Genomic DNA, 21,472 nt, shown 5'->3' with positions numbered 1-21,472 from the left:
CGGTTCGTACGCAGGGCGGGTACGCCGCCGGTCAGCTGACGGTGCACCGGTCGCCTGCCGAGATCGCGCCGGTCACCCGCGCGCTGCGGGCTGCAGGCCGCAAGGTGGTGCTCGTCCCGACGATGGGCGCCCTCCACGAGGGGCACCGCGAGCTCATCCGGCACGCGCGGCGCACCCCCGGGGCCACCGTCACCGCTGTGTCGATCTTCGTGAACCCCCTGCAGTTCGGCGCGGGCGAGGATCTCGGCCGCTACCCCAGGCCGCTCGAGGCCGATCTCGAGGTGTGCCGCGAGGAGGGCGTCGAGCTCGTCTTCCTCCCCGGTGCCGCCGACATGTACCCCGACGGCGCCGACACCACGATCGTGCCCGGCCGGCTCGGCAGCGAGCTCGAGGGCGACGTCCGGCCCGGTCACTTCGGCGGGGTGCTCACCGTCGTCGCGAAGCTGTTCCACATCGTCGCCCCGGACGTCGCGTTCTTCGGCGAGAAGGACTACCAGCAGCTCGTGCTCGTCAAGAAGATGGTGCGCGACCTGAACTTCCCTGTGGCGGTGGTGGGCGTCCCCACGGTCCGTGAGCCCGACGGGCTCGCGCTCTCTAGCCGCAACGCCTACCTCTCCCCGGACCAGCGGCCCCTGGCCGCCACACTGCAGCGTGCGCTGTCCGCCGGAGCCGCGGTGTCCGCCCGGGGCCCGGAGGCCGTGCTGGACGCCGCCCGCGCGGTGCTGGCCGAGGAGCCGGCACTCGAGGTGCAGTACCTCGAGCTGCGCGACCCCGACCTCGGCCCGGCTCCCGAGGCCGGTCGGGCGCGGCTGCTGGTCGCGGCGCGGCTGGGGAGCACGCGGCTCATCGACAACGTCTCCGTACAGCTGTAGGAGGACGGTGTCGTGCTGCTCTGCGTGGATGTCGGCAACACCCAGATCGCGCTGGGGCTCTACGCGGACACCGACTCCGACGGCGAACCCGAGGTCAACCCGCCCCTGGTACGCGACTGGCGGATGCGCACCGAGCCTCGGATGACCGCCGACGAGCTCGAGGTCGCCTTCGACGCGCTGCTCGGCCGGTACGCCGCCGAGGTCACCGGTGTCGCGGCGCTGTCCACCGTGCCGAGCCTGCTTCGTGAGCTGCGGTTGCTCATCGACCGGCGCGGCGGTCCGAACGTGGTCGTCGGGCCCGGGGTGCGTACGGGTGTGCCGCTGCTGGTCGACAACCCGCGGGAGGTGGGCGCCGACCGCGTCATGAACACCCTCGCCGCGCACCGGTTGTTCGACAACACGTGCATCGTCGTCGACTTCGGCACGTCCACCAACATCGACGTCGTGTCGGCGAAGGGGGAGTTCCTCGGCGGCGCGCTGGCCCCCGGCATCGAGATCTCGTTGGAGGCTCTGGCCACCCGGGCGGCTGCGTTGCGCACCGTTGAGCTGGTGCGGCCGCGCTCGGTGATCGGCAAGAACACCGTGGAGTGCCTGCAGTCCGGCGTGCTCTTCGGCTTCGCCGGTCAGGTGGACGGTCTGGTCCGGCGCATACTCGCCGAGCTGGGACCCAAGGCGGACCCGGTCACCGTTCTGGGCACAGGCGGCCTGGCACCGCTGATGGCCGGGGCGTCCGAGACGATCACCGAGTTCGTGCCGGACCTGACACTGCTGGGACTGCGCCTGACCTATTTGCGCAACATCCGCACCACGTCGGTGAACAGCGGCAGTTCGAACTCGCCTGCCGACGTCTCCGGTCGCGTGGCCAAGTAGTCGCGCACGCGGGCGAGTGCGGCGTCCCGGTCGGCCGGCTCGGCCACGAGCGCCCACGAATGCGTTGAGAGCGTGGCGAGCAGACCTTCGACCGAGGTGCGCACGGCGTTCGGATATGCGCTGTGCTCGCTCGCCTCGAAAGCGGGATGTTCGGGCAGATGCAGCCCCGACTCGGCGCGGTCGCGGACCCGGAGCCCGATCAGGCCGGCCGCATCGTGATAGCCCCGCACCCATTCCACCGTGGCGTCGTCGCCGTTCCACAAAGCGGCCAGCACTCCGCCGGGGCGCAGCACACGGGCGATCTCCGGCAGGGCCCGCTCCGGGTCGAACCAGTGGAACGCCTGGCCCACCAGTACTGCGTCGACCGATTCGTCGGGCAGGGGGATCGCCTCTGCGCTGCCCTCGCGCGCGTCGACATCCGGGAAAAGAACCCGTAGTTCGGCGAGCATCGGTGGGTCGGGCTCGACAGCGATCACCGGACCGCGGGCGAGCAGTGCGCCCGTGAGCTTGCCCGTGCCCGCAGCCAGGTCGAGGAGCTGACGATCGGGCCGATCTGCCACCGGCTCCAGTGCCCAGTCGACGGCACTGTCGGCGTACTCGGGACGATGGCGCGCGTATTCGGCGGCAACAGTGCCGAAGGACCGGGCCCGGGGAGTCGTCACGCTTTCGACGTTACGTCACCACTTGATCCGGGGCACTGGAACTTCTGTCACGACGTCGGGGGGTAACCGGGGAGCGGTGCCGGTGCGGGCGTCACTAACCTTGACAGCGTGAGCACCCAGCCTCTCGACGGCCCAGACAACGAGCTGCCCGAGCAGATGCAGGTGCGCCGTGCCAAGCGGGCGGAGATGCTCGAACAGGGCCGGGACCCTTATCCGGTGTCTCTCGAGCGCACGCACACCCTGCGCGAGGTGCGTGACGCACACCCGGACCTGCCGCCGGACACAGGCACCGGTGAGAAGGTCGGCGTCACCGGACGAGTGATCTTTCTGCGTAACACCGGAAAGCTCTGTTTCGCCACCCTTCGCGAAGGCGACGGCACGGAACTGCAGGCGATGCTGAGCCTCGCGCTGGTCGGCGACGAGGCTCTCGCCCGCTGGAAGTCCATTGTGGACCTCGGCGACCACGTATTCGTGCACGGCGAAGTGGCGACGTCACGGCGGGGCGAACTGTCGGTGATGGCCGACCGCTGGGAGATGGCGTCGAAGGCCGTTCGCCCCCTGCCGGTGGCGCACCGCGAGCTGTCCGAGGAGATGCGCGTTCGGCAGCGCTATGTCGACCTCATCATGCGGCCCGAGGCGCGAGAGATGGTCCGCAATCGGGCTCACGTCGTCCGCACGCTGAGGAGCGTGCTCCACGACCGCGACTATGTCGAGGTGGAGACGCCGATGCTGCAGCTGCAGCACGGCGGCGCCACTGCGCGTCCGTTCGTCACCCACGCCAACGCGCTGGACACCGATCTGTACCTGCGGATCGCTCCGGAACTGTTCCTCAAGCGATCCGTGGTGGGCGGTATCGAACGGGTCTTCGAGATCAATCGGAACTTCCGTAACGAAGGCATCGACTCCACGCACTCACCCGAGTTCGCCATGCTCGAGGCGTACCAGGCGTACGCCACCTACGACGACATGGCAGATCTGACGCGAGAGTTGGTACTCGCGTCTGCGCAGGCCGTCTTCGGTTCCACGACCGTCCGCCATGCCGACGGCACCGAACACGATCTGGGGAAGCCTTGGCGTTCTGTCACGCTGCACGGGGCAGTCTCGGAGGCTGTCGGGCAGGACGTGACCCTGGACACCTCCGTAGAGGAACTGCGCAAGCTCGCGGCCGCTCACGACGTCGAACTCAAGGATTCTCTGAGCGCCGGTGAGATCGTGCTGGAACTGTTCGAGAAGCTCGTCGAGCACACACTCGTCGAGCCGACGTTCGTGCGGGACTACCCGATCGAGGTTCGGCCGCTGACCAGGCGGCACCGTACGGACCCGCGGCTCGCAGAGGCCTGGGACCTCATCGTGTTCGGCACGGAGCTTGCCACCGCGTACTCGGAACTGGTCGATCCTGTGGAGCAACGGGAAAGGCTCTACGCCCAGTCTCTCCTGGCCGCTGCGGGAGATGTCGAGGCGATGCAGGTCGATGAGGACTTCTTGCGTGCCATGGAGTATGGAATGCCGCCCACAGGTGGGATGGGAATGGGCATCGACCGGCTCCTGATGGCGCTGACCGGTCTCGGAATCCGAGAGACCATTCTGTACCCGATCGTGCGTTCTGAGTAACTACCCGGAGTGTTCGAGGTTCCCACTCGACAGTCGCACTGAATTGGATATATCGTGCGGCTCGATGCGGCCTCCCCCCGCAGAACAAGAGCGATGAACTATGGAGGGCTGCGACGGTGGCGCAGATCCGTGAGATCCGGCTGATCGACGACCTGGACGGTCAGGCTGCCGACGAGACGGTTGAGTTCGGTGTCGACGGCAAGAACTACGAGATCGACCTCTCGAAGGACAATGCGGAGAAGCTGCGGGACTCTCTCGCCGCGTTCGTTTCGGCAGCGCGTCGTGCCGGTGGTGGCCGGCGTCGTGGTGGTTCGGCATCCAGTAGTTCGGCACGGCGTCCGTCGATCGATCGGGAGCAGAACCAGGCTATCCGCGACTGGGCCCGCAAGCGGGGTATGAAGGTGTCCGACCGTGGCCGCATTCCGGCCGACGTGCTGGACGCGTACCACCAGGAGAACTGAGATCAGCGACGGGTGAGGGCCGGCCGTGCGCCGGCCCCGTCCTTCTGGTTAGGGTGGCCTCACTTCGGCAGAGGAGGTCCCGTGGCCCGCAGGACGACCGTCTTGGAGGTCCGCCGCACGGAGCGGCTGACTCCACACATGATCCGCGTGGTGGCCGGGGGCGATGAGCTCAGCAGCTTCCCGGACACGCCTTACACCGACCGCTACGTGAAGATCGTCTTCCCCCGCGCAGGCGTCACCTATCCCGAGCCGTTCGACATGGATTCGATCCGTGCGCAGCTCCCCCGGGAACAGTGGCCGGTCATGCGCACGTACACGGTGAGAGCTTTCGACCAGGCCGCCGGTGAGTTGACGATCGACGTCGTACAGCACGGCGACGCGGGTGTCGCAGGGCCGTGGGCGGCGAGTGCCCGCCCGGGCGACGTGTTGCGGCTCCAGGGGCCAGGTGGTGCCTATGCGCCCGACCCCGAAGCGGACTGGCACCTGATGGTCGGAGACGAAAGCGCGCTACCCGCTATCGCCGCGGCGTGCGAACGCATCCCGGCGGGAGTGCCGGTACTCGCCGTCCTCGAGGTCGAGGACGAGGCCGAGCAGCAAGAGCTCCGCTCTCCGGCCGATCTGCGAGTCACCTGGCTACACCGCACCACAGGTATCCCCGACCAGCTCGCCACAGCGGTTCGGGAGCTGACCTTTCCGTCGGGTCGAGTTCACGCGTTCGTGCATGGTGAGGCGGGCGCCGTGCGCAGCGTGCGTATCCATCTGGTGAACGAGCGCGAGGTGGCGCGCGAGCAGCTGTCGGTCTCCGGATACTGGAGGCGAGGACGCGACGAGGACGGCTGGCGAGAGGACAAGGCCGCCGAGCGCGCGCTCGCTGCGAGCTGACCAGCGGATCCGTCGGGGTAAAGGGTTGCGGGGGAATCGGCGCCGGGGTTGCCGCGTTGTTTTCAGTTGCGCAAGACCGAGGCGACCATCGGTCCCGGGCCGATACAGTGGTACCCGGGGTGTACGCGGCGCAGCGCGCGCCGGTGCATGGCGCAGCCCAGGCTAGGAGTGTAAATGTTCGAGAGGTTCACTGACCGAGCGAGGCGTGTTGTCGTTCTGGCGCAAGAAGAGGCCAGGATGCTCAACCACAACTACATCGGCACCGAGCACATCCTCCTTGGCCTCATCCACGAGGGCGAGGGAGTGGCCGCGAAGGCCCTGGAGTCCCTCGGGATCGCACTGGAGGGCGTCCGCCAGCAGGTCGAGGAGATCATCGGTCAAGGTCAGCAGGCACCGAGCGGGCACATTCCGTTCACGCCGCGGGCCAAGAAGGTGCTCGAGCTGTCGCTGCGCGAGGCGCTGCAGCTCGGCCACAACTACATCGGCACCGAGCACATCCTGCTCGGCCTGATCCGCGAGGGCGAGGGCGTCGCGGCGCAGGTGCTGGTCAAGCTGGGGGCCGACCTCAACCGGGTCCGTCAGCAGGTCCTGCAGCTGCTGTCCGGCTACCAGGGCAAGGAGCCTGCCGAGGGCACGTCCGGTGGCCGCGGCGAGGGCACCCCGTCCTCCTCGCTGGTCCTCGACCAGTTCGGTCGCAACCTCACCCAGTCGGCCCGTGAGGGCAAGCTGGACCCGGTCATCGGCCGGGAGAAGGAGATCGAGCGGGTCATGCAGGTCCTCTCCCGGAGGACCAAGAACAACCCCGTCCTGATCGGCGAGCCCGGCGTGGGCAAGACCGCCGTCGTCGAGGGGCTGGCCCAGGGCATCGTCAAGGGCGAGGTGCCCGAGACGCTCAAGGACAAGCAGCTCTACACCCTCGACCTCGGCTCTCTGGTCGCAGGCTCGCGCTACCGCGGTGACTTCGAGGAGCGCCTCAAGAAGGTGCTCAAGGAGATCCGCACACGCGGCGACATCATCCTGTTCATCGACGAGCTCCACACCCTGGTGGGTGCCGGTGCCGCCGAGGGCGCGATCGACGCCGCGAGCATCCTCAAGCCGATGCTGGCCCGTGGCGAGCTGCAGACGATCGGTGCCACCACGCTCGACGAGTACCGCAAGTACGTCGAGAAGGACCCCGCGCTGGAGCGCCGCTTCCAGCCGATCCAGGTGGGCGAGCCGAGCGTCGGCCACACCATCGAGATCCTCAAGGGCCTCCGCGACCGGTACGAGGCGCACCACCGCGTCACGATCACCGACCCGGCCCTGGTTGCCGCGGCCACGCTGGCCGACCGGTACATCAGCGACCGCTTCCTGCCTGACAAGGCGATCGACCTGATCGACGAGGCAGGCGCCCGGATGCGGATCCGTCGCATGACGGCGCCGCCGGACCTGCGCGAGTTCGACGAGAAGATCGCGGCCGTGCGTCGCGACAAGGAGTCGGCGATCGACGCGCAGGACTTCGAGCGGGCCGCGCACCTGCGCGACTCGGAGAAGCAGCTTCTCGCGCAGAAGGGCGAGCGGGAGAAGCAGTGGAAGTCCGGTGACCTCGACGTCATCGCCGAGGTCGACGACGAGCAGATCGCCGAGGTGCTCGCCAACTGGACCGGGATCCCCGTCTTCAAGCTCACCGAGGAGGAGACCACGCGTCTGCTCCGCATGGAGGACGAGCTCCACAAGCGGATCATCGGTCAGGAGGAGGCCGTCAAGTCGGTCTCGCAGGCCATCCGCCGCACGCGGGCCGGCCTGAAGGACCCGAAGCGTCCGTCCGGCTCGTTCATCTTCGCCGGCCCCTCGGGTGTCGGTAAGACCGAGCTGTCCAAGGCGCTGGCCAACTTCCTGTTCGGCGAGGACGACGCGCTCATCCAGATCGACATGGGCGAGTTCCACGACCGCTACACCGCCTCGCGGCTCTTCGGTGCCCCTCCCGGGTACGTGGGCTACGAGGAGGGCGGCCAGCTCACCGAGAAGGTGCGCCGCAAGCCGTTCTCCGTGGTTCTGTTCGACGAGATCGAGAAGGCCCACCAGGAGGTCTACAACACCCTCCTGCAGGTCCTCGAGGATGGTCGCCTGACCGACGGTCAGGGCCGCACGGTGGACTTCAAGAACACCGTCATCATCTTCACCTCGAACCTCGGCACGCAGGACATCTCGAAGGCGGTCGGCCTCGGGTTCGCCCAGGGCAACGACGAGACGTCGAACTACGAGCGGATGAAGAACAAGGTCAACGACGAGCTGAAGAAGCACTTCAGGCCGGAGTTCCTCAACCGTATCGACGACATCATCGTCTTCCACCAGCTCACCGAGGAGCAGATCATCACGATGGTCGACCTCATGATCACGCGGGTGGAGGCGCAGCTGGCCAACAAGGACATGGCCATCGAACTCACGCCGGCTGCGAAGGCGCTGCTCGCACGGCGCGGGTTCGACCCCGTGCTGGGCGCTCGGCCGCTTCGCCGCACCATCCAGCGCGAGATCGAGGACCAGCTCTCGGAGAAGATCCTCTTCGGCGAGGTGGAGCCCGGTCAGATCGTGGTGGTCGACGTCGAGGGCTTCGACCCGAAGGCGCCGGAGGGATCCCGGGCCGCTGACGACAAGGCCAAGTTCACCTTCCGGGGTGAGCCGAAGCCCGTCACGGTTCCCGACGCCCCGCCGGTCGACCTGGCGAAGTCCAGCGACGACTGATCTCCAGTAGCACCACCGCCAACGGCCCGCCCGGACCTCGTCCGGGCGGGCCGTTCGCCGTCTCCGGCACAGCCCCGCGAGCCGGCGAGGTGAACCGGACGAAATCTTTCTCCGCGTAACGACCAGCGGCCGGTAGGTTCCCCGGCGTGAGCTCGGTTCGCGTCGTCCCCGAGACCGAACTGATGTCCGGAGAGCAGCTGTCGGCCGACGACGCCTGGCAGACGGTGCGCCGCTACGGCCTCGCCCACCTGCTCGCCACTGCGTTCGTCCGCTTCCGGTACGGCGACGGCTTCAGCCATGCCCGTGCCTTCGCCTTGCAACTCGCGCTCGCCGCGGTGCCCCTCGTGATCGCCGGGGCCGGGCTGGCGAGCGCGCTCGGAGCGGAGTCGTTCGCGGAGGTGGTCGCCCGCACCGTGGTGGCGATCTCGCCCGGCAGCAGCGACTCTCTGCTCACCGAGGTCCTCAACGGCCCTCCCGACGAGGGCAGCGAGCGGGCCGAGATCGTGGTGGTGCTGGGGTTGGCCACCGCGTTCGCGGCGGCGACATCGGCGTTCGCCCAGCTGGAGCGTGGCGCCAACCGGATCTACGGCACCAAGCGGGATCGGCAGGCTCTGCGCAAGTACGGCCGGGCCGCGGTGCTGACGGCGACAGCGGGGGTCGCCATGACCGTCGGGCTGTTGCTGATCGTGGCAGGCGAACCGTTCGGCGAGGCCATGGAGCAGGTCTACCGGTGGGGCGACGGCGCGGAGGAGGTCTGGGACGCCCTGCGGTGGCCGGTCGGGATGGCGGCCCTCGTGGTGGCGGTGACGCTGCTGTTCGAGCATGCACCCCGGCGCCGCCAGCCCGGGCTGAGCTGGCTTGCCGTCGGCGCGACCGTCACCGTGCTGGCCTGGCTCGTCGGGTCCGGGCTGCTCGCGCTGTACGTCGTGGCCGCGGCGGGGTTCGGCGACACCTACGGGCCGCTAACCGCCGTCATGGCGTTGCTGCTGTGGGCGAATGTCACGGGCATCGCCCTGCTCGCCGGGCTCGCGCTGGCAGCGCAGCTCGAGGCGGTACGGGCCGGCCGCCCCGACCCACTGCTGCCCGACAGCGACGACGACGGGATCCCCGACGACCTGGACGAGCACCCGGGCTCCCCGGCCCGCTGACCTTGCGGCTGGCCCGCTCACGGATCAGCGGAGGGTGACGGGGCGGGCGTCGTCGGGGGGTGTGCCGAACAGCGTGGCCGCGTCGTGTTCGGGAGCGTGCTCGCCCGTGAGGTGGGCAGAGGTGATCCGCGTGGTGCGAAACCACCTGGGGCCTTGCCGGAGGCGGCACCAGGCAAGGAGAAACCAGTGGCCTTTCGTCGCCGCCAGTGCCACCGGCTCGACGGACCGCTCCGTGATGGCGCCGGACGCGTCGGTGTAGCGCATCACCACCACCTGCTGCCGGCGCACCGCCTCGTCCAGCACCCTCGCGACAGCAGGCCGGGGCGCAGGTTCGGGCGTCCGCAGCCACAGCCGTGCCGCGATCGCCTCGGCGCGTTCTCGCTCTGCGTCGGGCATCGCCGCGAGCACCTTCGACAGCGCGCTGCGCCCGTCCACCGCGAACGGCAGGGCCGGTAGCGCGGCCAGCGCCACCGCGATGGCGGCCGCCTCCGCGCCGGTGATGTTCAGTGGCGGAAGCGTGGCGGAGTCCAGGACGTAACCGCCGCCGGGCCCTGCCTGTGCCCACAGCGGGAGCCCGGCCTGAAGCAAGGCCTCGATGTCGCGCTTGATCGTCCGGGTCGAGACCTCCAAGCGCTGGGCCAACCATGCACCGGTGCGTCCGCCAGCGCCCGCGGCGCGGAGTTCCTCGGCGATCGCGTACAGCCGTTCGGTGCGGTTCACGCGTGGAGAATGCCGGAATAACGGTGACATCACGGTGTCACCGACACTGCGAGAACCTTCCCCCATGACGATCAGCGCGACACACCGGATCCACCGCCTCGACGGCCGTCGCGTCGCGGTGCACGACCTCACGCCCGATGCGCCCGCCGGCGCGCCGGTGGTGCTGCTCTGTCACGCGGCACCGGGATCCGGCGCGTTCGACCCTGACCCCGAGGCAACGGCCGCGCGCGGGATCCGGCTGATCTCGTTCGACCGGCCGGGCTACGGCGGGTCCGACCCCGTGGGCGACGGGGCGTTCGCGACAGTGGACGGAGCAGCGGACGACGCGGCCGCGCTGTTGGAGACCATCCTGGAGCCGGGCGCGACGGCGGCGGTGGCGGGCTGGTCCGCAGGCGGACGAGTAGCCCTCGCACTCGCGGCCCGGCGCCCCGACCTGGTCTCTCGCGTGGCCGTGATCGGCACCCCGGCGCCCGACGAGGACGTGCACTGGATTCCGGAGGAGCACCGCGCGGGTATCGAGGCGCTCCGAGATGCGCCTGCCGCCGTCGCGCACGAGGCGCTGGGGGCCGCGTTCGCTCCGGTGCTGGCGGCACTCAGCGGCGACGCCCGGTTCGGTCTCGTGGGGATCGACGAGGCGGACGGGCCCGTTCTCGCGGAGCCCGGTGTCGCCGATCGGCTGCGCGCGATGCTCGACGAGGCTCTCGCACAGGGTGGGGCCGGGTTGGTGGCCGACATCGCCGGTTACACGCTCCGGCCGTGGGGCTTCGACCCGGCCGACGTGAAGGCGAGTGTGCTGCTCAGCTACGGCTCGGCGGACCACATCGGCCAGGCGCACGGCCTGTGGTGGCACCGCGCGCTGCCGGACGCCCGGCTGGACGTGGTCGACGGTGCGGGGCACCTGGTGGTGGTGCCCCGCTGGAAAGCGCTGCTGGCGTTTCTCTGCCGAGAGGCTGTCTGACAGCCGAGGCAGCCGACTGCGTGGTTGTTCGCAGAGCGGTCTCACCGTGGCAGAGGTGGTCCGACATCCTCAGGTGATACCGACCCGGGTTCCGCCGGTGCCAGCGTGCGTGCCGGAGCGGCGGATCCTGACTCGGGCTCGATGACGCCCAGCCCGTACACGAGCAAGGCGAGGAGGCAGGCCGCGAGTACCAGCGCGACCAGCCGCCAGTAGACCAGGAGCAGCAGCGCGACGAAGACGATCGCGATGTAGGACGCCGACATGTCCGTCTCCCCCCATTGGTGCCATTTCGTCACCGATAGGGTGACCCGACAACGGACGTCTGTCAACTGGTGTCAGGAGTCTGACGACTGTAGTCCTTCAGGTCGGTGGACAGACGTCCGCGATTCCATTACCGTCAACCTGCCTCCCTCGCTGATCCGCTGATGGGAGTCGGAGACCTGTCGCGGGGCGCAGCTGCACTGGGCGCAGACAAGAGGGAGAGATGGACGCCGACCGGGACCCTCAGCTCGAACTCAAGCTGGATGCAGGTCGGCCATTGCCTGAGGTGATCGCCGACAAGGTCCGTGAGCTGATCGACGCCGGAACCTACAAGCCCGGCGGCCGGCTCCCCAACGAGTCCGAACTCGCGCGCGGCATGAAGGTGGCGCGCAGTTCGGTGCGAACAGCGCTGCAGCGGCTGGAAGCCATGCATGTGCTCGAGGTGAAAAGGGGCCTCGGCTGGTACGTCCGGCGCACGCCTCCGCCTGCTTCCACGAGCCCGCCTTCCTGGTTGGAGGGCCGTCACTACCGGATGAGCGACCTGTTCGAGCTGCGTATCGGCCTGGAAGGACTCTCAGCGAGTCTGGCCGCGCTGCGCGCCACGGAAGGCGAGATCGAGGACATCGCCAAGCTCAACCAGCAGCACAAGGAGGCGGGCGACGACCAGGACGAGCTCCTGCACACCGACGAGGCCTTCCACGAAGCCATCGTTCACGCGAGCCACAACGACCCGCTGATCGAGACGTACCTGCGTATCGTCGCCGAGCTGCGCGAGTGGCGGTATCAGAGCTACGCGGTGCGAGGGGTGCCCCAGCGGTCGTACCGAGAACACTCGAAGGTGGTGCGCTACCTGCGTAATCGCGACTCCGGTGGCGCGCGGTTGGCCATGAACAGCCACCTGCAGCGGCCCTATGACGAGCTGACCGACATCGACGACGAACCTCTCGACACGATGTACAGCGGACCAGATGTCGAGCCGGAGTGGCACAACCGCAATCCGGACGGGTAGCGCTCATCCGCCCGAGTGACGATGATGTTGTCGGGACTCGGCGAAACGGGTGGGGTGTATGGCGGTCGTCCTCGTGCTGGCGGCCGCCGTAGGTCTGTTGGTGCTGACCGCGTTCGTAGGCCCTGGTCTGGCCGCGCCATGGTTCCGCGTGGTGTACGTGGTCATCTTGTGGGTGGGCCCGTTCCTCCTCGTGCTGCTCGCCGTACTGATCGGCCGCCGCCATGCGACCTCGCGGCTGCAACAGGCGCTCGCGGACATCGCTGGGCCTGCCCTAATCGGCTCGATGTCGCCGCGTGCCGCTCTCGGGTCGCTCTTGCCGCGCGTCTACGGCAAGGGTTCGCACGAGGACGTCCTGGTCGGAGTGCTTGGTGGCTCGGGCAGGGATCCGGCGGGCAGCGATACCGCAGTGAGCCGGGGGACGACCGCGTACTTCCGGCTACGCGCGATCGACGAGTTCACCAGCGACAACGATGTCACCTGGACCCACGACTTCTCCGGCGTCCGGAACAACCACACGCTGGTGGTCTTCGCCACCTCGGATCCGGTGATCGCCGGACTCATCCCCCGGGAACGCATCTTCCCGCTCTTCGAACTCTGGCTGATGGACGAGGATCACCTCGAGGACTTCGTCCCGACCTTGCGCGAGAACGCGCGCATCGGAATCTCGTACATCGACGTCGATGGTTTCGACAGGAAGGTGGATCCGACACCACTGCGCGGAGAGGAAGTGGCTGTACGGGACTACGGCCAGTTCGTGCGGCTGCCGGAAAATCTGGATCGCAAGAACGTTCGCATCGTTCAGTTCGACCTTTACGATCTCGTCGACCCTGATCACGTCGTCGAGTCCATCGAAACGCTCTCGTTCCGGGTTTCAGTGCGGAATTCGAGTGCCTTGGGCTATGTAACGTGGTCGCCGCCGCACCCGTGTTTCGTCCACAAGATCACGTTCGACGTGGAGGAGCTGCCGTTCGAGGGTCAGCGGCTCGCCTACCTTGTGCTCACCTCGACGCTGCAGAAGGCCGGGTTGCCGACGAGCCAGGTCTGGCAGGAAGTCTCAGACCGGATCGAGGTCAAGGTGGACTCCTGGATGCTGCCTGGTCACGCTGTGACGCTACTCTGGCGGCCCCTCGACCCAGCGGAGCCCTGACATGCCACTCGGTGTCGCCGAACTGCAGCGCGCCCACGCGCTGTTCGGCGCGCCCGACGAGGTGATCGCCCAGCGACGGGCATTGTATGCGGCGCTCCTGGAATTGTTCTCCGATGACATGCCGCTGGAGCGGGTCGACGACATGCTCGACAGCCCAGCCGTCCGGGGCCACCTCGGTGCAGTTCTCGCCGGCGATACCCACTTCGTGGCCTCGCGTTGCTGCTCGATCGATGAGCTTGTGGATGAGAGCTGCAAAAGGGAAATCGAGGGTTGTGTCGTGCGGCTCGCCTCCTCGGTATCCGCGCGAGAAGGGCTGGCCGACGCGGTTCTCCGTATCAGTGACGAGTTGCAACAATATGGCGCGGATGCGCCGCGTGCAACTCTCGTAACCACGGCCGACCGCCCGGATATGGGTGCACTGTTCGGGCTGCTCGTGAAAGGAATCGAGCTGGCAGTGCATCTGGTGCCGGCTCTGGCATTGGATCTACTGCCGCACGTCAGTCTGTTCGCCATCCTTGCCCGAGACGCGTCCGATCGGCTCGGCTCGGCATCTGCGCGCGAGTTCCCGGGGCTGGTTCTCATCCCGGAGCCGCGGTCTCCTCTCGAGGTGGCCGAGGCCCTGATCCACGAAGGTGCCCATCAGAAGTTCTTCGATCTGGCCACCACGCGGGCTCTCTTTGGCGAGCCTTCGGACCAGCCGCCGCAGTTCTCGCCATCATGGGCGCCGGCGGGGGCACCGAGCTGGCCCATCGAGCAGACCTTTGCGGCGTGGCATGCCTACTGTTGCCTGAGTGTCGTCAGGGATTCGCTCGGTACGTTGAGTGTTCATGAAGATTCATTGCTTCCACGCGCCGAACAACGGCGCGTGGAGATCGGCGAGTGGCTGCTGGCACACGGCGATGCCTTGGGACGGGACGGGCATGCGTTCCTGGGCGCGATGCTTGACCGCCGCCCCGCCCGCGAGGGTACGGATACCCCGGTGGATGTCGCTCGGTCGGTGATCGCTGCTGACGAATCGTCGCTGGTCCGTAGGGTGGGCGAGCGCACGCTCGTCGTGACACGGTCCAGCCCGGTCGAACTTCTGTGGCTCCACTCCGACGTTCTGGACGCGAGCGCCCGACGTGAGTTGTAGAACATCGAATAGTCGTACTGCAAACGAAACGTCCCCTGGACGACTGGTTTAGTCCTGCGAGTTTCGGGGTCGATGTCGAAAGCTTTTTGACATTACGCTAGTTTGCGGGCCTTACCTGCCCGCACTCTGGAAGGTCGACGGAGCCCATGGCCCAGGACGTCGAGGACAAATCGCTGTTGGCACCCGCAGTACGGGTGACGTGGATCGGCCCGCAGCGGCCGGTGGAAGGCGGCACGGTGTTCGTGAAGCCTGCGGTCGAGGCCGCGGCTGCCGAGACCGAGGTCACCCCGGCCGAGCAATCGGTATAGGCGGCACGGGTCGACGTCTCGGTGTCGGCCCGCTCCGCAAAAGATCGGCGGATCGATCCACGGCAATCGGCGCATCCGGGCAGGGGGTGCGGTCGAATGCCGGTCGGAACCAGCAAGGCTAGTGGCTGCGCTGACGTCCTCAGCCGAGGATTTCTTCCAGCGCTAGGAGGGTGGCCTCTGCGGGCGCGGCGATGGGGACGCCGCGGCCGTGCCGCACCTCCGGCTCGCGAGGGTTGATCCGCACCAGCGCACCGGACGCCGCGCTGGCCCGCTCCGCCTCCCGGCGCACGGTGGGGAGGGCGTTACCCGCACCGAGCTCCACGACCGCGAGTCGCTTCCCCATGGCGCGAAGCTCACGAAGCCAGGTGTTGTGCGCCCGCATCTGGTCGGCGGCGCGATCGGCGATCCATTCCATGTCCCCGAACATCAAGATGTTCGGACGGGCGAGCGCACCGCATGACGGGCAGGACGGCAATGGCGCGATAGCGCGCATCGTGGCGGTGTCGACGTCGACCGAGATTCCGTCGGCAGGCCACACCGGCTGTCCACAGTCGATCATGCACTGCAGGAAGTGGATGGATCCGTGGCACTCGGCCACCTGCTCCTCGTCGAATCCGGCGCACTGGAACTGGCCGTCGACGTTCGAGGTGAACACGCGCGTCGGCCATCGCTGCGCCCACTTCAGCAGGACGCCGAACCCGGCGTGCGGCACGGTTCTCCGGTACAGCGCCAACCGGTGCCCGTAGAAGCCCCAGGCCAGCTCCGGGTCGGCGGCGAAGTGCACCGGGTCGGCGATCTCCTCGAACCGCAGCCCCAGGCCCCGATAGGGCGGGTAGGCCCGCCAGAAGCCTTCGGGGCCGCGGAAGTCGGGCAGGCCCGAGTCCACGCCCATCCCCGCGCCTGCGCACACCAGCAACGCATCGGCGCCGGCGATCAGTGCCGCGGCTGCCGACGCGTCGGCGGGGTCAGGGCGCAACGAGGCTCAGGACGCGGTGGAACGCTGCACTACCTCGAACTCGAGCAGAGACGCCCCGGTGGCCACGGGCTTGGCGCGCTCGCCGCCGTGCGCCTCCGCTGCCGGGCCGTTGCGCCAGGCCTGGAACGACTCCTCGTCCTCCCAGTGGGTGAGCACGAAGTAGCGGGTCTCGCCCTTGACCGGACGCAGCAGCTCGAACGAGATGAAGCCGGGCTGCCCGTCCACCGCGTGCAGCCGGTTGGCGAACCGCTTCTCCAGCTCGGGTCCTGCGCCCTCGGGCACCTCGATCGCATTGATCTTCACGACTGCCATGGGACCTAGGCTAGTCGGGATGCGGCGGCGAATGCTGACCAGCGACGGCCTGCAGCTCGCAGTCGTCGAGTTCGGCGGGCAGGGCACCCCGATCGTGGTGCTGCACGGGCTGATGGGCAGGGCGACGACCTGGTGGCCGGTGGCGCAGTGGCTCGTCGCGCACGGACGCGTGCTCGGCTTGGACGCCCGCGGCCACGGCAGATCCGGAGCGCAGGGGCCGTGGACCACCGAACGCATGACGGCCGACGTGGCCGAGCTGCTCGGCGAGCTCGGACCGAGCGTGGTGGTCGGGCACTCGATGGGCGGACTGCACGGGCTCGTGCTCGCCGCGCGGCATCCGGAGCTGGTGCGGGCGCTCGTCGTCGAGGACATGGGCGTGGATTTCCGCGGTCGCAGCGCCGACGACGCCCGGGCGTGGTTCGGCGCGCTCCCGCAGCCCTTCCCGTCGCTCGCCGCGGTCCGCCGCGCCTTCGGCTGGCCTCGTCCCGAGTTCGGCGACTACATGGCGGAGTGCGCCGAGGAACGCCCGGACGGCTACCACCTGCTGGCCCAGGTGGAGTACGCGACCGAGATCGCAGCGGAGTGGGCGGAGGTCGATCACTGGGACGCCGTGGGTGCGGTTCGCTGTCCGGTGCTGCTGGTCGAGGCCGAGGACAGCATCGTGCCCCCCGGACAGATGGCCGAGATGGCGCGTCGGATGGCGGCGGCGGATCACGTGCGGATCCCGGGGACTGGCCACCTCGTGCAGTCCGGCGATCCGGAGGCGTACCGGTCCGCGGTGGAGTCGTTTCTGAGTACTCACATGTGAGTACTCATGCTTTACTCCGGTCCGTGAATCCCACCCGGCTGTTCGTCCTGAGTGCACTCGCGAAGCGCGGCGCGATGTACGGCCATCAGATCCGCCGTGACGCGCGCGTCGATCGGGCCGAGCTCTGGTCCGACGTCCGCCCCGGCTCGCTGTACGGCGCACTGCACCGGCTCGAGGGCGAGGGACTCGTGCGGGCGTTGCGCACCGAGCAGGAGGGCAACATGCCTGCACGCACCGTCTACGAGATCACCACCGAGGGCAGGCGTGAGCTGCACGTTCTCCAGACGGAGGCCTTCGAGGAGGTCCAGTTCCGGCCCGATCCGGTCGATCTCGCGCTCGCCACCGGCTCGGACGTCGACGAGGCCACGTTGCGCGGCTATCTCGTCGACCGGAAACGGGCGCTGACGGCGCGGCTGTCCCAGTTGGATCATCTGCACGACCGTGCGTGGCCGGACCAGACCGTGGCCGACGATCTCGTGGTCGAGCACGCGCGGCTGCGGCTGCGGGCGGAGCTGGAATGGCACGAGATGGTGATCGACCAGCTCGGCAAGCTCACCGCCGCGACCGAGACCCAGGAGGTCGGACGATGACGGTCCGGCCCCTGCGCCTCATCGGCGACCCCGTGCTGCGGACGCCCTGCAACCCCGTCACCACATTCGACTCCGCCCTGGAAACGCTGGTCACCGACCTGCTCGACACCGTGCGCCTGCCCGGACGGGCCGGCCTGGCCGCCAACCAGATCGGGGTGGCGCTCGCGGCGTTCTCCTACGACGTCGACGATCGGTTCGGCTACGTGCTCAACCCACGCCTCGTCGAGACCGACGGCGAGTACGACGGCGACGAGGCGTGCCTGTCCGTGCCGGGGGTGCACGCCCGGCGGCTGCGTGCCGCCTACGCGCGTGTCGAGGGCGTCGACCTCGACGGGCGCCCCGTGGTGATCGACGGCACGGGCGAGCTGGCCCGATGCCTGCAACACGAAACCGACCACCTACGCGGCGAGCTCTACATCGACGCCCTCACCGGAGAGCGCCGGCGCGCCGCCATGCGGATGCTGCGACGCGCCCCGGCCTGAGCGCCCGCGAATCGTGATCGACTCCGAGTGGTGGTGATCGTCCGGCGGTGTGACGATGCATGGGCTTCGCAATGGGGGGAAGGGGACGGCCCGTGGCCGAGGTGGACACCGCGCTGAGCTCAGGTTTGAAAAACCGGCACGTCACCATGATCAGCATCGCGGGGGTGATCGGGGCTGGTCTGTTCGTCGGCTCGTCTGCCGCGATCGCGACGGCGGGTCCGGCCGTCCTCATCTCCTACGCGTTCGCGGGCCTGCTCGTCGTGCTCGTCATGCGAATGCTCGGCGAGATGGCGGCGGCGCAGCCCGACTCCGGGTCGTTCTCCACCTACGCCGACCGCGCGATCGGCCGCTGGGCCGGGTTCAGCGTCGGCTGGCTGTACTGGTGGTTCTGGGTGTTGGTGATCCCGCTCGAGGCCACCGCCGCGGCCACGATCCTCAATTCGTGGATACCCGCCGTTGCCCAGTGGGTGTGGGCGCTGGCGATCACACTGGCCCTCACGGCCACGAACCTCTTCAACGTCGCCAAGTACGGCGAGTTCGAGTTCTGGTTCGCGCTGCTCAAAGTCGTCGCGATCATCGCGTTCATCGCCATCGGTGTGCTGGCGGTGCTCGGTCTGCTGCCGGGCAGCGATGTCAGCGGCGCGTCCCGGCTGTTCGACCAGGGCGGCTTCCTGCCGAACGGCATCGGCGCCGTGGTCGCCGCGGTGCTCACCACGATGTTCAGCTTCATGGGCACCGAGATCGTCACGATCGCGGCCGCGGAGTCGGAGAAGCCTGCCGAACAGATCGGCCGCGCCACCCGTTCGGTGATCTGGCGGATCTCGGTCTTCTACCTGGCGTCGATCCTGATCGTCGTCGCCCTGGTGCCGTGGAACAGCCCAGCGCTCGCGGAAGCCGGCTCGTACCAGGCGGCGCTCGAGGTCATGGGCGTTCCCGGCGCCAAGGCGATCGTCGACGTCGTCGTGCTGGTCGCGGTCGCGAGCTGCCTCAACTCGGCGCTGTACACGGCGTCGCGGATGATCTACTCACTCGGTCGCCGCGGCCAGGCGCCGAGTGCCGTGATGCGCACGACGGCGGACGGCGTGCCTCGCGTCGCGGTGCTCGCCTCCACTGCCGTCGGCTTTCTCGTCGTGATCGCCAACTACCTGGTGCCAGAGGCGGTCTTCACCACACTGCTCGCCACGTCCGGGGCGATCGCGCTGCTCGTCTACCTGGTGGTGGCGGTGTCCCAGCTGCGGCTGCGCGCGAAGCTGGAGCAGGAGGGCGCCGCCATGCCCGTGCGGATGTGGGCCTACCCGTGGCTGACCTGGGCCGTCGTGATCGTGATCCCGGTGATGCTCATCTACATGGCCACCCGGGAGTCGTCGCGGTTCGACCTGGCGATGACCGCGCTGATCGCCGTGGTGGTCGTCGTGGTCGGGGTCGTGACCTCCCGCCGCGGCGAACGGTCAGCCGATCTCCACCTCGACGACACGCGCGCGGACCGGAGTGACCGGGTGTAGCGCGGCGAACGCGTCGGCGGGCCGTTCCTCGGCCAGCACGCAGTGCGGCAGCCACGTGCCGGGCAGGTAGGCGGCGACGGGCGCGCGCACCCGCCCGGCCAGCGCGTCATGCACCGCGGCGTGCACGGCGAGGAGCTCCGCGTCGACCACGGCAGCCAGCACGAGCTCGTCGGCGCGCCCGGCCACGGTGCCCAGCGTGGCGAGCCAGATCGAGGGCAGGGCCAGCAGCCGCAGCTCGGCGGCCAGCGCCTCCCTGGCCGGCTGAGGTACGGCCCCCGCCGCGGCGACGGTGACGGCGGGCGTGTCGGTCGGCACCGCGAGCCCCAGCGAACGCAACCGTGCCCGGAGCGCCTCCACCTGGGCGCAAGCGTCGTCGTCCAGCCGGAAACGGACCGTCTGCGCCATCGTCAGGCGGGCAGCGCGAAGCGGCCGTCGTCGTGCTGCTCGGCGAGGCCGTCCACGAGCAGTGAATGCAGGCAGCGATCCCGCTGCGCCGCATCCGACCAGGCCGCGTCCAGTGCCGCCCGCTCGACGGGGCCCGGAGCGTCGCGCAGCACGTCGAGCAGCCGGCCGCGGACCTGCCGGTCGGTGCCGGCGAACGCCTGCACCGGCTTGCGCGGCCCGGAGTACTCGGGCCGGCCTGCCGCCTGCCATGCGCAGACCGAGCGGACGGGACAGGCGCCGCAGCGCGGACCACGAGCGATGCAGACCACCGCGCCCAGCTCCATCAGCCCGGCCGATACCACCGCGGCCGACGCATCGTCGCCCGGCAGCAGCGCATCGACATCGGCGAGATCGGCGGTGGTGCGCGCCGGTCCCGCGTCTCCGCGGCCGTGCACGGCACGGGCCACGACCCGCCGGACGTTCGTGTCGACCACCGGGCACCGCCTGCCGTACCCGAAAGCTGCGATCGCACGGGCCGTGTACGAGCCGATGCCGGGCAACGCCTCCAGCGCGTTCACGTCCGACGGCACGACGTCGCCGTGCGCCCGGGCGATCTCCGCGGCCGCCTCGTGCAGACGCAGGGCCCGGCGCGGGTAGCCGAGCTTGCCCCAGGCCCGCAGCACGTCGGCCCGCGGCGCCGCAGCCAGCGCCGACGGGACCGGCCACCGTTCCATCCATGCCGTCCACACCGGCTCGACGCGCGCCACCGGCGTCTGCTGGAGCATGAACTCACTCACCATGACGCCCCACGGAGTGGTCTCCGGACGGCGCCATGGCAGATCCCGGGCGGACGCGCGGTACCAGTCGAGCACGAGAGCGGGCAGTGACACGGTCGACGATCGTGCCACTGCCACTCCTCCGGCCTCAGACCACCTCGTTCAACTTGCCCGTAGCCACGTCGAAGACGAATCCGCGCACCTGGTCGGTGTGCGGGACGAACGGGTTGGCCTTGATCCGCTTGATGGACTGGCGGACGTCCTCGTCGACGTCGGAGAAGGTCTCGACCGCCCACTCGGGCTTGATACCGGTCTCGTCCTGGATGCTCTTCTTGAACTCGTCGTCGGTGAAGGTCAGCATCCCGCAGTCGGTGTGGTGAATGAGGATGATCTCCCTGGTGCCGAGCAGCCGCTGGCTGATGGCCAGCGAGCGGATCTCGTCGTCGGTGACCACGCCGCCGGCGTTGCGGATCACGTGGGCCTCGCCCTCGCCGAGGCCGAGGATGCCGTAGACGTTGAGCCGGGCGTCCATGCACGCCACGACGGCGACGTTCTTGGACGGGGGCAGCGGCAACTGTCCCGCGAAGGTCTCTGCGTAGCCGGCGTTGTTCGCGAGCAGTTCATCCGTGATGGACATCGGTGTCTCCTGGTTCGGAACGAGATGCCGCAGGCGAGCGCCCACGACAGTGGGACGCGCGGAGGCCGCGTGGCGACCGGGGAACGTGCGCGGTGCGCTACGCGGCCGGGCGACAGAACTCGTCGAACTGCATGATCCGGCGGCTCGGCCAGAAGGCCTCGAGCAGCACCGGTGTCCGGATCATGTCGAGAAGTGAACTCGCTCCGCCGGGCGGGTGCAACCCATTCAGCAAGGTCAACCGCG

At 69.0% G+C, this 21,472-nt stretch carries 25 protein-coding genes; 16 read left to right on the top strand and 9 right to left on the bottom strand.

Annotated features, from left to right (window positions below; translation table 11 throughout):
* Window positions 1-35 precede the first annotated feature (35 nt).
* Window positions 36-872 carry a pantoate--beta-alanine ligase gene (gene panC, locus ACQPZQ_RS43435; protein ID WP_433299669.1) on the top strand — a complete coding sequence of 279 codons (837 nt, stop codon included), beginning with the start codon at window positions 36-38 and terminating at the stop codon, window positions 870-872.
* A 12-nt stretch (window positions 873-884) separates the two neighbouring features.
* The gene (locus ACQPZQ_RS43430; protein ID WP_433290284.1) at window positions 885-1,742 is read left to right on the top strand and encodes a type III pantothenate kinase; all 858 of its coding nucleotides are present in this window, start codon (window positions 885-887) and stop codon (window positions 1,740-1,742) included.
* Here ACQPZQ_RS43430 and ACQPZQ_RS43425 read toward each other — a convergent pair.
* Window positions 1,658-2,404, bottom strand: a complete 747-nt coding sequence (locus tag ACQPZQ_RS43425; protein ID WP_433290283.1) for a class I SAM-dependent methyltransferase — start codon at window positions 2,402-2,404, stop codon at window positions 1,658-1,660. The two genes, ACQPZQ_RS43430 and ACQPZQ_RS43425, sit on opposite strands and share 85 nt — an antisense overlap.
* Before the next feature lie 156 nt (window positions 2,405-2,560).
* Between ACQPZQ_RS43425 and lysS the strand changes: the two genes are divergently transcribed.
* The 5 genes from lysS (at window position 2,561) to ACQPZQ_RS43400 (ending at window position 9,227) form a co-directional block, all read left to right on the top strand.
* On the top strand, window positions 2,561-4,015 hold the full coding sequence (lysS, locus tag ACQPZQ_RS43420; protein WP_433299667.1) for a lysine--tRNA ligase: 1,455 nt from the start codon (window positions 2,561-2,563) through the stop codon (window positions 4,013-4,015).
* A gap of 116 nt (window positions 4,016-4,131) precedes the next feature.
* Entirely contained in the window at window positions 4,132-4,476 is a 345-nt protein-coding gene (locus tag ACQPZQ_RS43415) for a histone-like nucleoid-structuring protein Lsr2 (RefSeq protein WP_433290282.1), read from the top strand.
* Window positions 4,477-4,557: 81 nt separating this feature from the next.
* Window positions 4,558-5,358 (top strand): siderophore-interacting protein, encoded by an 801-nt coding sequence (locus ACQPZQ_RS43410; RefSeq protein ID WP_433290281.1) that lies wholly within the window; start codon window positions 4,558-4,560, stop codon window positions 5,356-5,358.
* Between the two features lie 174 nt (window positions 5,359-5,532).
* Complete coding sequence (locus ACQPZQ_RS43405; protein ID WP_241036879.1) at window positions 5,533-8,079, top strand: ATP-dependent Clp protease ATP-binding subunit; 2,547 nt, start codon at window positions 5,533-5,535, stop codon at window positions 8,077-8,079.
* A 146-nt stretch (window positions 8,080-8,225) separates the two neighbouring features.
* Window positions 8,226-9,227 carry a YihY/virulence factor BrkB family protein gene (locus ACQPZQ_RS43400; protein ID WP_433290280.1) on the top strand — a complete coding sequence of 334 codons (1,002 nt, stop codon included), beginning with the start codon at window positions 8,226-8,228 and terminating at the stop codon, window positions 9,225-9,227.
* A gap of 24 nt (window positions 9,228-9,251) precedes the next feature.
* On the opposite strand, the gene ACQPZQ_RS43395 is transcribed toward ACQPZQ_RS43400, so the two are convergent.
* Window positions 9,252-9,947 (bottom strand): helix-turn-helix transcriptional regulator, encoded by a 696-nt coding sequence (locus ACQPZQ_RS43395; protein ID WP_433290279.1) that lies wholly within the window; start codon window positions 9,945-9,947, stop codon window positions 9,252-9,254.
* A gap of 64 nt (window positions 9,948-10,011) precedes the next feature.
* Between ACQPZQ_RS43395 and ACQPZQ_RS43390 the strand changes: the two genes are divergently transcribed.
* Window positions 10,012-10,905, top strand: coding sequence for an alpha/beta fold hydrolase (locus ACQPZQ_RS43390; RefSeq protein ID WP_433290278.1), 894 nt, complete (start codon window positions 10,012-10,014; stop codon window positions 10,903-10,905).
* Between the two features lie 41 nt (window positions 10,906-10,946).
* Here the strand turns inward: ACQPZQ_RS43390 and ACQPZQ_RS43385 are convergent, their stop codons facing one another.
* Window positions 10,947-11,168: a hypothetical protein gene (locus tag ACQPZQ_RS43385; RefSeq protein WP_433290277.1), complete on the bottom strand. Its 222-nt coding sequence runs from the start codon at window positions 11,166-11,168 to the stop codon at window positions 10,947-10,949.
* Between the two features lie 221 nt (window positions 11,169-11,389).
* On the opposite strand from ACQPZQ_RS43385, the gene ACQPZQ_RS43380 reads away from it, so the two are divergent.
* The 4 genes from ACQPZQ_RS43380 (at window position 11,390) to ACQPZQ_RS43365 (ending at window position 14,762) form a co-directional block, all read left to right on the top strand.
* Window positions 11,390-12,175 (top strand): FadR/GntR family transcriptional regulator, encoded by a 786-nt coding sequence (locus ACQPZQ_RS43380; protein ID WP_433290276.1) that lies wholly within the window; start codon window positions 11,390-11,392, stop codon window positions 12,173-12,175.
* Between the two features lie 58 nt (window positions 12,176-12,233).
* Complete coding sequence (locus tag ACQPZQ_RS43375; protein WP_433290275.1) at window positions 12,234-13,322, top strand: hypothetical protein; 1,089 nt, start codon at window positions 12,234-12,236, stop codon at window positions 13,320-13,322.
* 1 nt (window position 13,323) lies between these two features.
* Window positions 13,324-14,454, top strand: coding sequence for an aKG-HExxH-type peptide beta-hydroxylase (locus ACQPZQ_RS43370; RefSeq protein ID WP_433290274.1), 1,131 nt, complete (start codon window positions 13,324-13,326; stop codon window positions 14,452-14,454).
* 146 nt (window positions 14,455-14,600) lie between these two features.
* Window positions 14,601-14,762 (top strand): hypothetical protein, encoded by a 162-nt coding sequence (locus ACQPZQ_RS43365; protein WP_433290273.1) that lies wholly within the window; start codon window positions 14,601-14,603, stop codon window positions 14,760-14,762.
* A gap of 139 nt (window positions 14,763-14,901) precedes the next feature.
* On the opposite strand, the gene ACQPZQ_RS43360 is transcribed toward ACQPZQ_RS43365, so the two are convergent.
* Together ACQPZQ_RS43360 and ACQPZQ_RS43355 are read right to left on the bottom strand one after the other, a co-directional pair.
* Window positions 14,902-15,654, bottom strand: a complete 753-nt coding sequence (locus ACQPZQ_RS43360; RefSeq protein WP_433299665.1) for an SIR2 family NAD-dependent protein deacylase — start codon at window positions 15,652-15,654, stop codon at window positions 14,902-14,904.
* A 90-nt stretch (window positions 15,655-15,744) separates the two neighbouring features.
* Window positions 15,745-16,050: an antibiotic biosynthesis monooxygenase family protein gene (locus tag ACQPZQ_RS43355; protein WP_241036888.1), complete on the bottom strand. Its 306-nt coding sequence runs from the start codon at window positions 16,048-16,050 to the stop codon at window positions 15,745-15,747.
* Window positions 16,051-16,069: 19 nt separating this feature from the next.
* Between ACQPZQ_RS43355 and ACQPZQ_RS43350 the strand changes: the two genes are divergently transcribed.
* The 4 genes from ACQPZQ_RS43350 to gabP all read left to right on the top strand — a co-directional run bounded on the left by ACQPZQ_RS43350 (window position 16,070) and on the right by gabP (window position 19,432).
* Window positions 16,070-16,858, top strand: coding sequence for an alpha/beta fold hydrolase (locus tag ACQPZQ_RS43350; RefSeq protein ID WP_433290272.1), 789 nt, complete (start codon window positions 16,070-16,072; stop codon window positions 16,856-16,858).
* A gap of 23 nt (window positions 16,859-16,881) precedes the next feature.
* Window positions 16,882-17,448: a PadR family transcriptional regulator gene (locus tag ACQPZQ_RS43345; protein ID WP_433290271.1), complete on the top strand. Its 567-nt coding sequence runs from the start codon at window positions 16,882-16,884 to the stop codon at window positions 17,446-17,448.
* Window positions 17,445-17,930 (top strand): peptide deformylase, encoded by a 486-nt coding sequence (locus tag ACQPZQ_RS43340; protein WP_433290270.1) that lies wholly within the window; start codon window positions 17,445-17,447, stop codon window positions 17,928-17,930. Before ACQPZQ_RS43345 ends, ACQPZQ_RS43340 begins: the two co-directional genes overlap by 4 nt.
* Window positions 17,931-18,022: 92 nt before the next feature.
* The gene (gene gabP / locus ACQPZQ_RS43335) at window positions 18,023-19,432 is read left to right on the top strand and encodes a GABA permease (protein WP_433290269.1); all 1,410 of its coding nucleotides are present in this window, start codon (window positions 18,023-18,025) and stop codon (window positions 19,430-19,432) included.
* On the opposite strand, the gene ACQPZQ_RS43330 is transcribed toward gabP, so the two are convergent.
* The 4 genes from ACQPZQ_RS43330 to ACQPZQ_RS43315 all read right to left on the bottom strand — a co-directional run bounded on the left by ACQPZQ_RS43330 (window position 19,379) and on the right by ACQPZQ_RS43315 (window position 21,467).
* On the bottom strand, window positions 19,379-19,837 hold the full coding sequence (locus tag ACQPZQ_RS43330) for a 2'-5' RNA ligase family protein (RefSeq protein ID WP_433290268.1): 459 nt from the start codon (window positions 19,835-19,837) through the stop codon (window positions 19,379-19,381). The two genes, gabP and ACQPZQ_RS43330, sit on opposite strands and share 54 nt — an antisense overlap.
* Before the next feature lie 2 nt (window positions 19,838-19,839).
* On the bottom strand, window positions 19,840-20,724 hold the full coding sequence (locus tag ACQPZQ_RS43325) for an A/G-specific adenine glycosylase (RefSeq protein ID WP_433290267.1): 885 nt from the start codon (window positions 20,722-20,724) through the stop codon (window positions 19,840-19,842).
* A 16-nt stretch (window positions 20,725-20,740) separates the two neighbouring features.
* Window positions 20,741-21,229 (bottom strand): beta-class carbonic anhydrase, encoded by a 489-nt coding sequence (locus ACQPZQ_RS43320; protein ID WP_241036895.1) that lies wholly within the window; start codon window positions 21,227-21,229, stop codon window positions 20,741-20,743.
* A gap of 97 nt (window positions 21,230-21,326) precedes the next feature.
* Window positions 21,327-21,467: a hypothetical protein gene (locus ACQPZQ_RS43315; RefSeq protein ID WP_433290266.1), complete on the bottom strand. Its 141-nt coding sequence runs from the start codon at window positions 21,465-21,467 to the stop codon at window positions 21,327-21,329.
* Window positions 21,468-21,472: the final 5 nt, after the last annotated feature.

Origin of the sequence: Pseudonocardia sp. CA-142604, assembly GCF_050948475.1 — a bacterium.
In the GTDB taxonomy this organism is placed as follows: domain Bacteria; phylum Actinomycetota; class Actinomycetes; order Mycobacteriales; family Pseudonocardiaceae; genus Pseudonocardia; species Pseudonocardia alaniniphila.
Note: the sequence above shows the minus strand (reverse complement) of the source record. Positions and strands in the feature narration are given on the sequence as shown.

Bases quoted from the DNA above. Each gene is read 5' to 3' on its own strand.
- ACQPZQ_RS43370 (WP_433290274.1), top strand. From the start codon at position 13,324: ATGCCACTCGGTGTCGCCGAACTGCAGCGCGCCCACGCGCTGTTCGGC.
- ACQPZQ_RS43405 (WP_241036879.1), top strand. From the start codon at position 5,533: ATGTTCGAGAGGTTCACTGACCGAGCGAGGCGTGTTGTCGTTCTGGCG.
- ACQPZQ_RS43320 (WP_241036895.1), bottom strand. From the start codon at position 21,229: ATGTCCATCACGGATGAACTGCTCGCGAACAACGCCGGCTACGCAGAG.
- ACQPZQ_RS43355 (WP_241036888.1), bottom strand. From the start codon at position 16,050: ATGGCAGTCGTGAAGATCAATGCGATCGAGGTGCCCGAGGGCGCAGGA.
- ACQPZQ_RS43385 (WP_433290277.1), bottom strand. From the start codon at position 11,168: ATGTCGGCGTCCTACATCGCGATCGTCTTCGTCGCGCTGCTGCTCCTG.
- ACQPZQ_RS43375 (WP_433290275.1), top strand. From the start codon at position 12,234: ATGGCGGTCGTCCTCGTGCTGGCGGCCGCCGTAGGTCTGTTGGTGCTG.
- ACQPZQ_RS43330 (WP_433290268.1), bottom strand. From the start codon at position 19,837: ATGGCGCAGACGGTCCGTTTCCGGCTGGACGACGACGCTTGCGCCCAG.
- ACQPZQ_RS43390 (WP_433290278.1), top strand. From the start codon at position 10,012: ATGACGATCAGCGCGACACACCGGATCCACCGCCTCGACGGCCGTCGC.
- ACQPZQ_RS43380 (WP_433290276.1), top strand. From the start codon at position 11,390: ATGGACGCCGACCGGGACCCTCAGCTCGAACTCAAGCTGGATGCAGGT.
- ACQPZQ_RS43360 (WP_433299665.1), bottom strand. From the start codon at position 15,654: ATGGGCGTGGACTCGGGCCTGCCCGACTTCCGCGGCCCCGAAGGCTTC.
- ACQPZQ_RS43340 (WP_433290270.1), top strand. From the start codon at position 17,445: ATGACGGTCCGGCCCCTGCGCCTCATCGGCGACCCCGTGCTGCGGACG.
- ACQPZQ_RS43350 (WP_433290272.1), top strand. From the start codon at position 16,070: ATGCGGCGGCGAATGCTGACCAGCGACGGCCTGCAGCTCGCAGTCGTC.
- lysS (WP_433299667.1), top strand. From the start codon at position 2,561: ATGCAGGTGCGCCGTGCCAAGCGGGCGGAGATGCTCGAACAGGGCCGG.
- ACQPZQ_RS43365 (WP_433290273.1), top strand. From the start codon at position 14,601: ATGGCCCAGGACGTCGAGGACAAATCGCTGTTGGCACCCGCAGTACGG.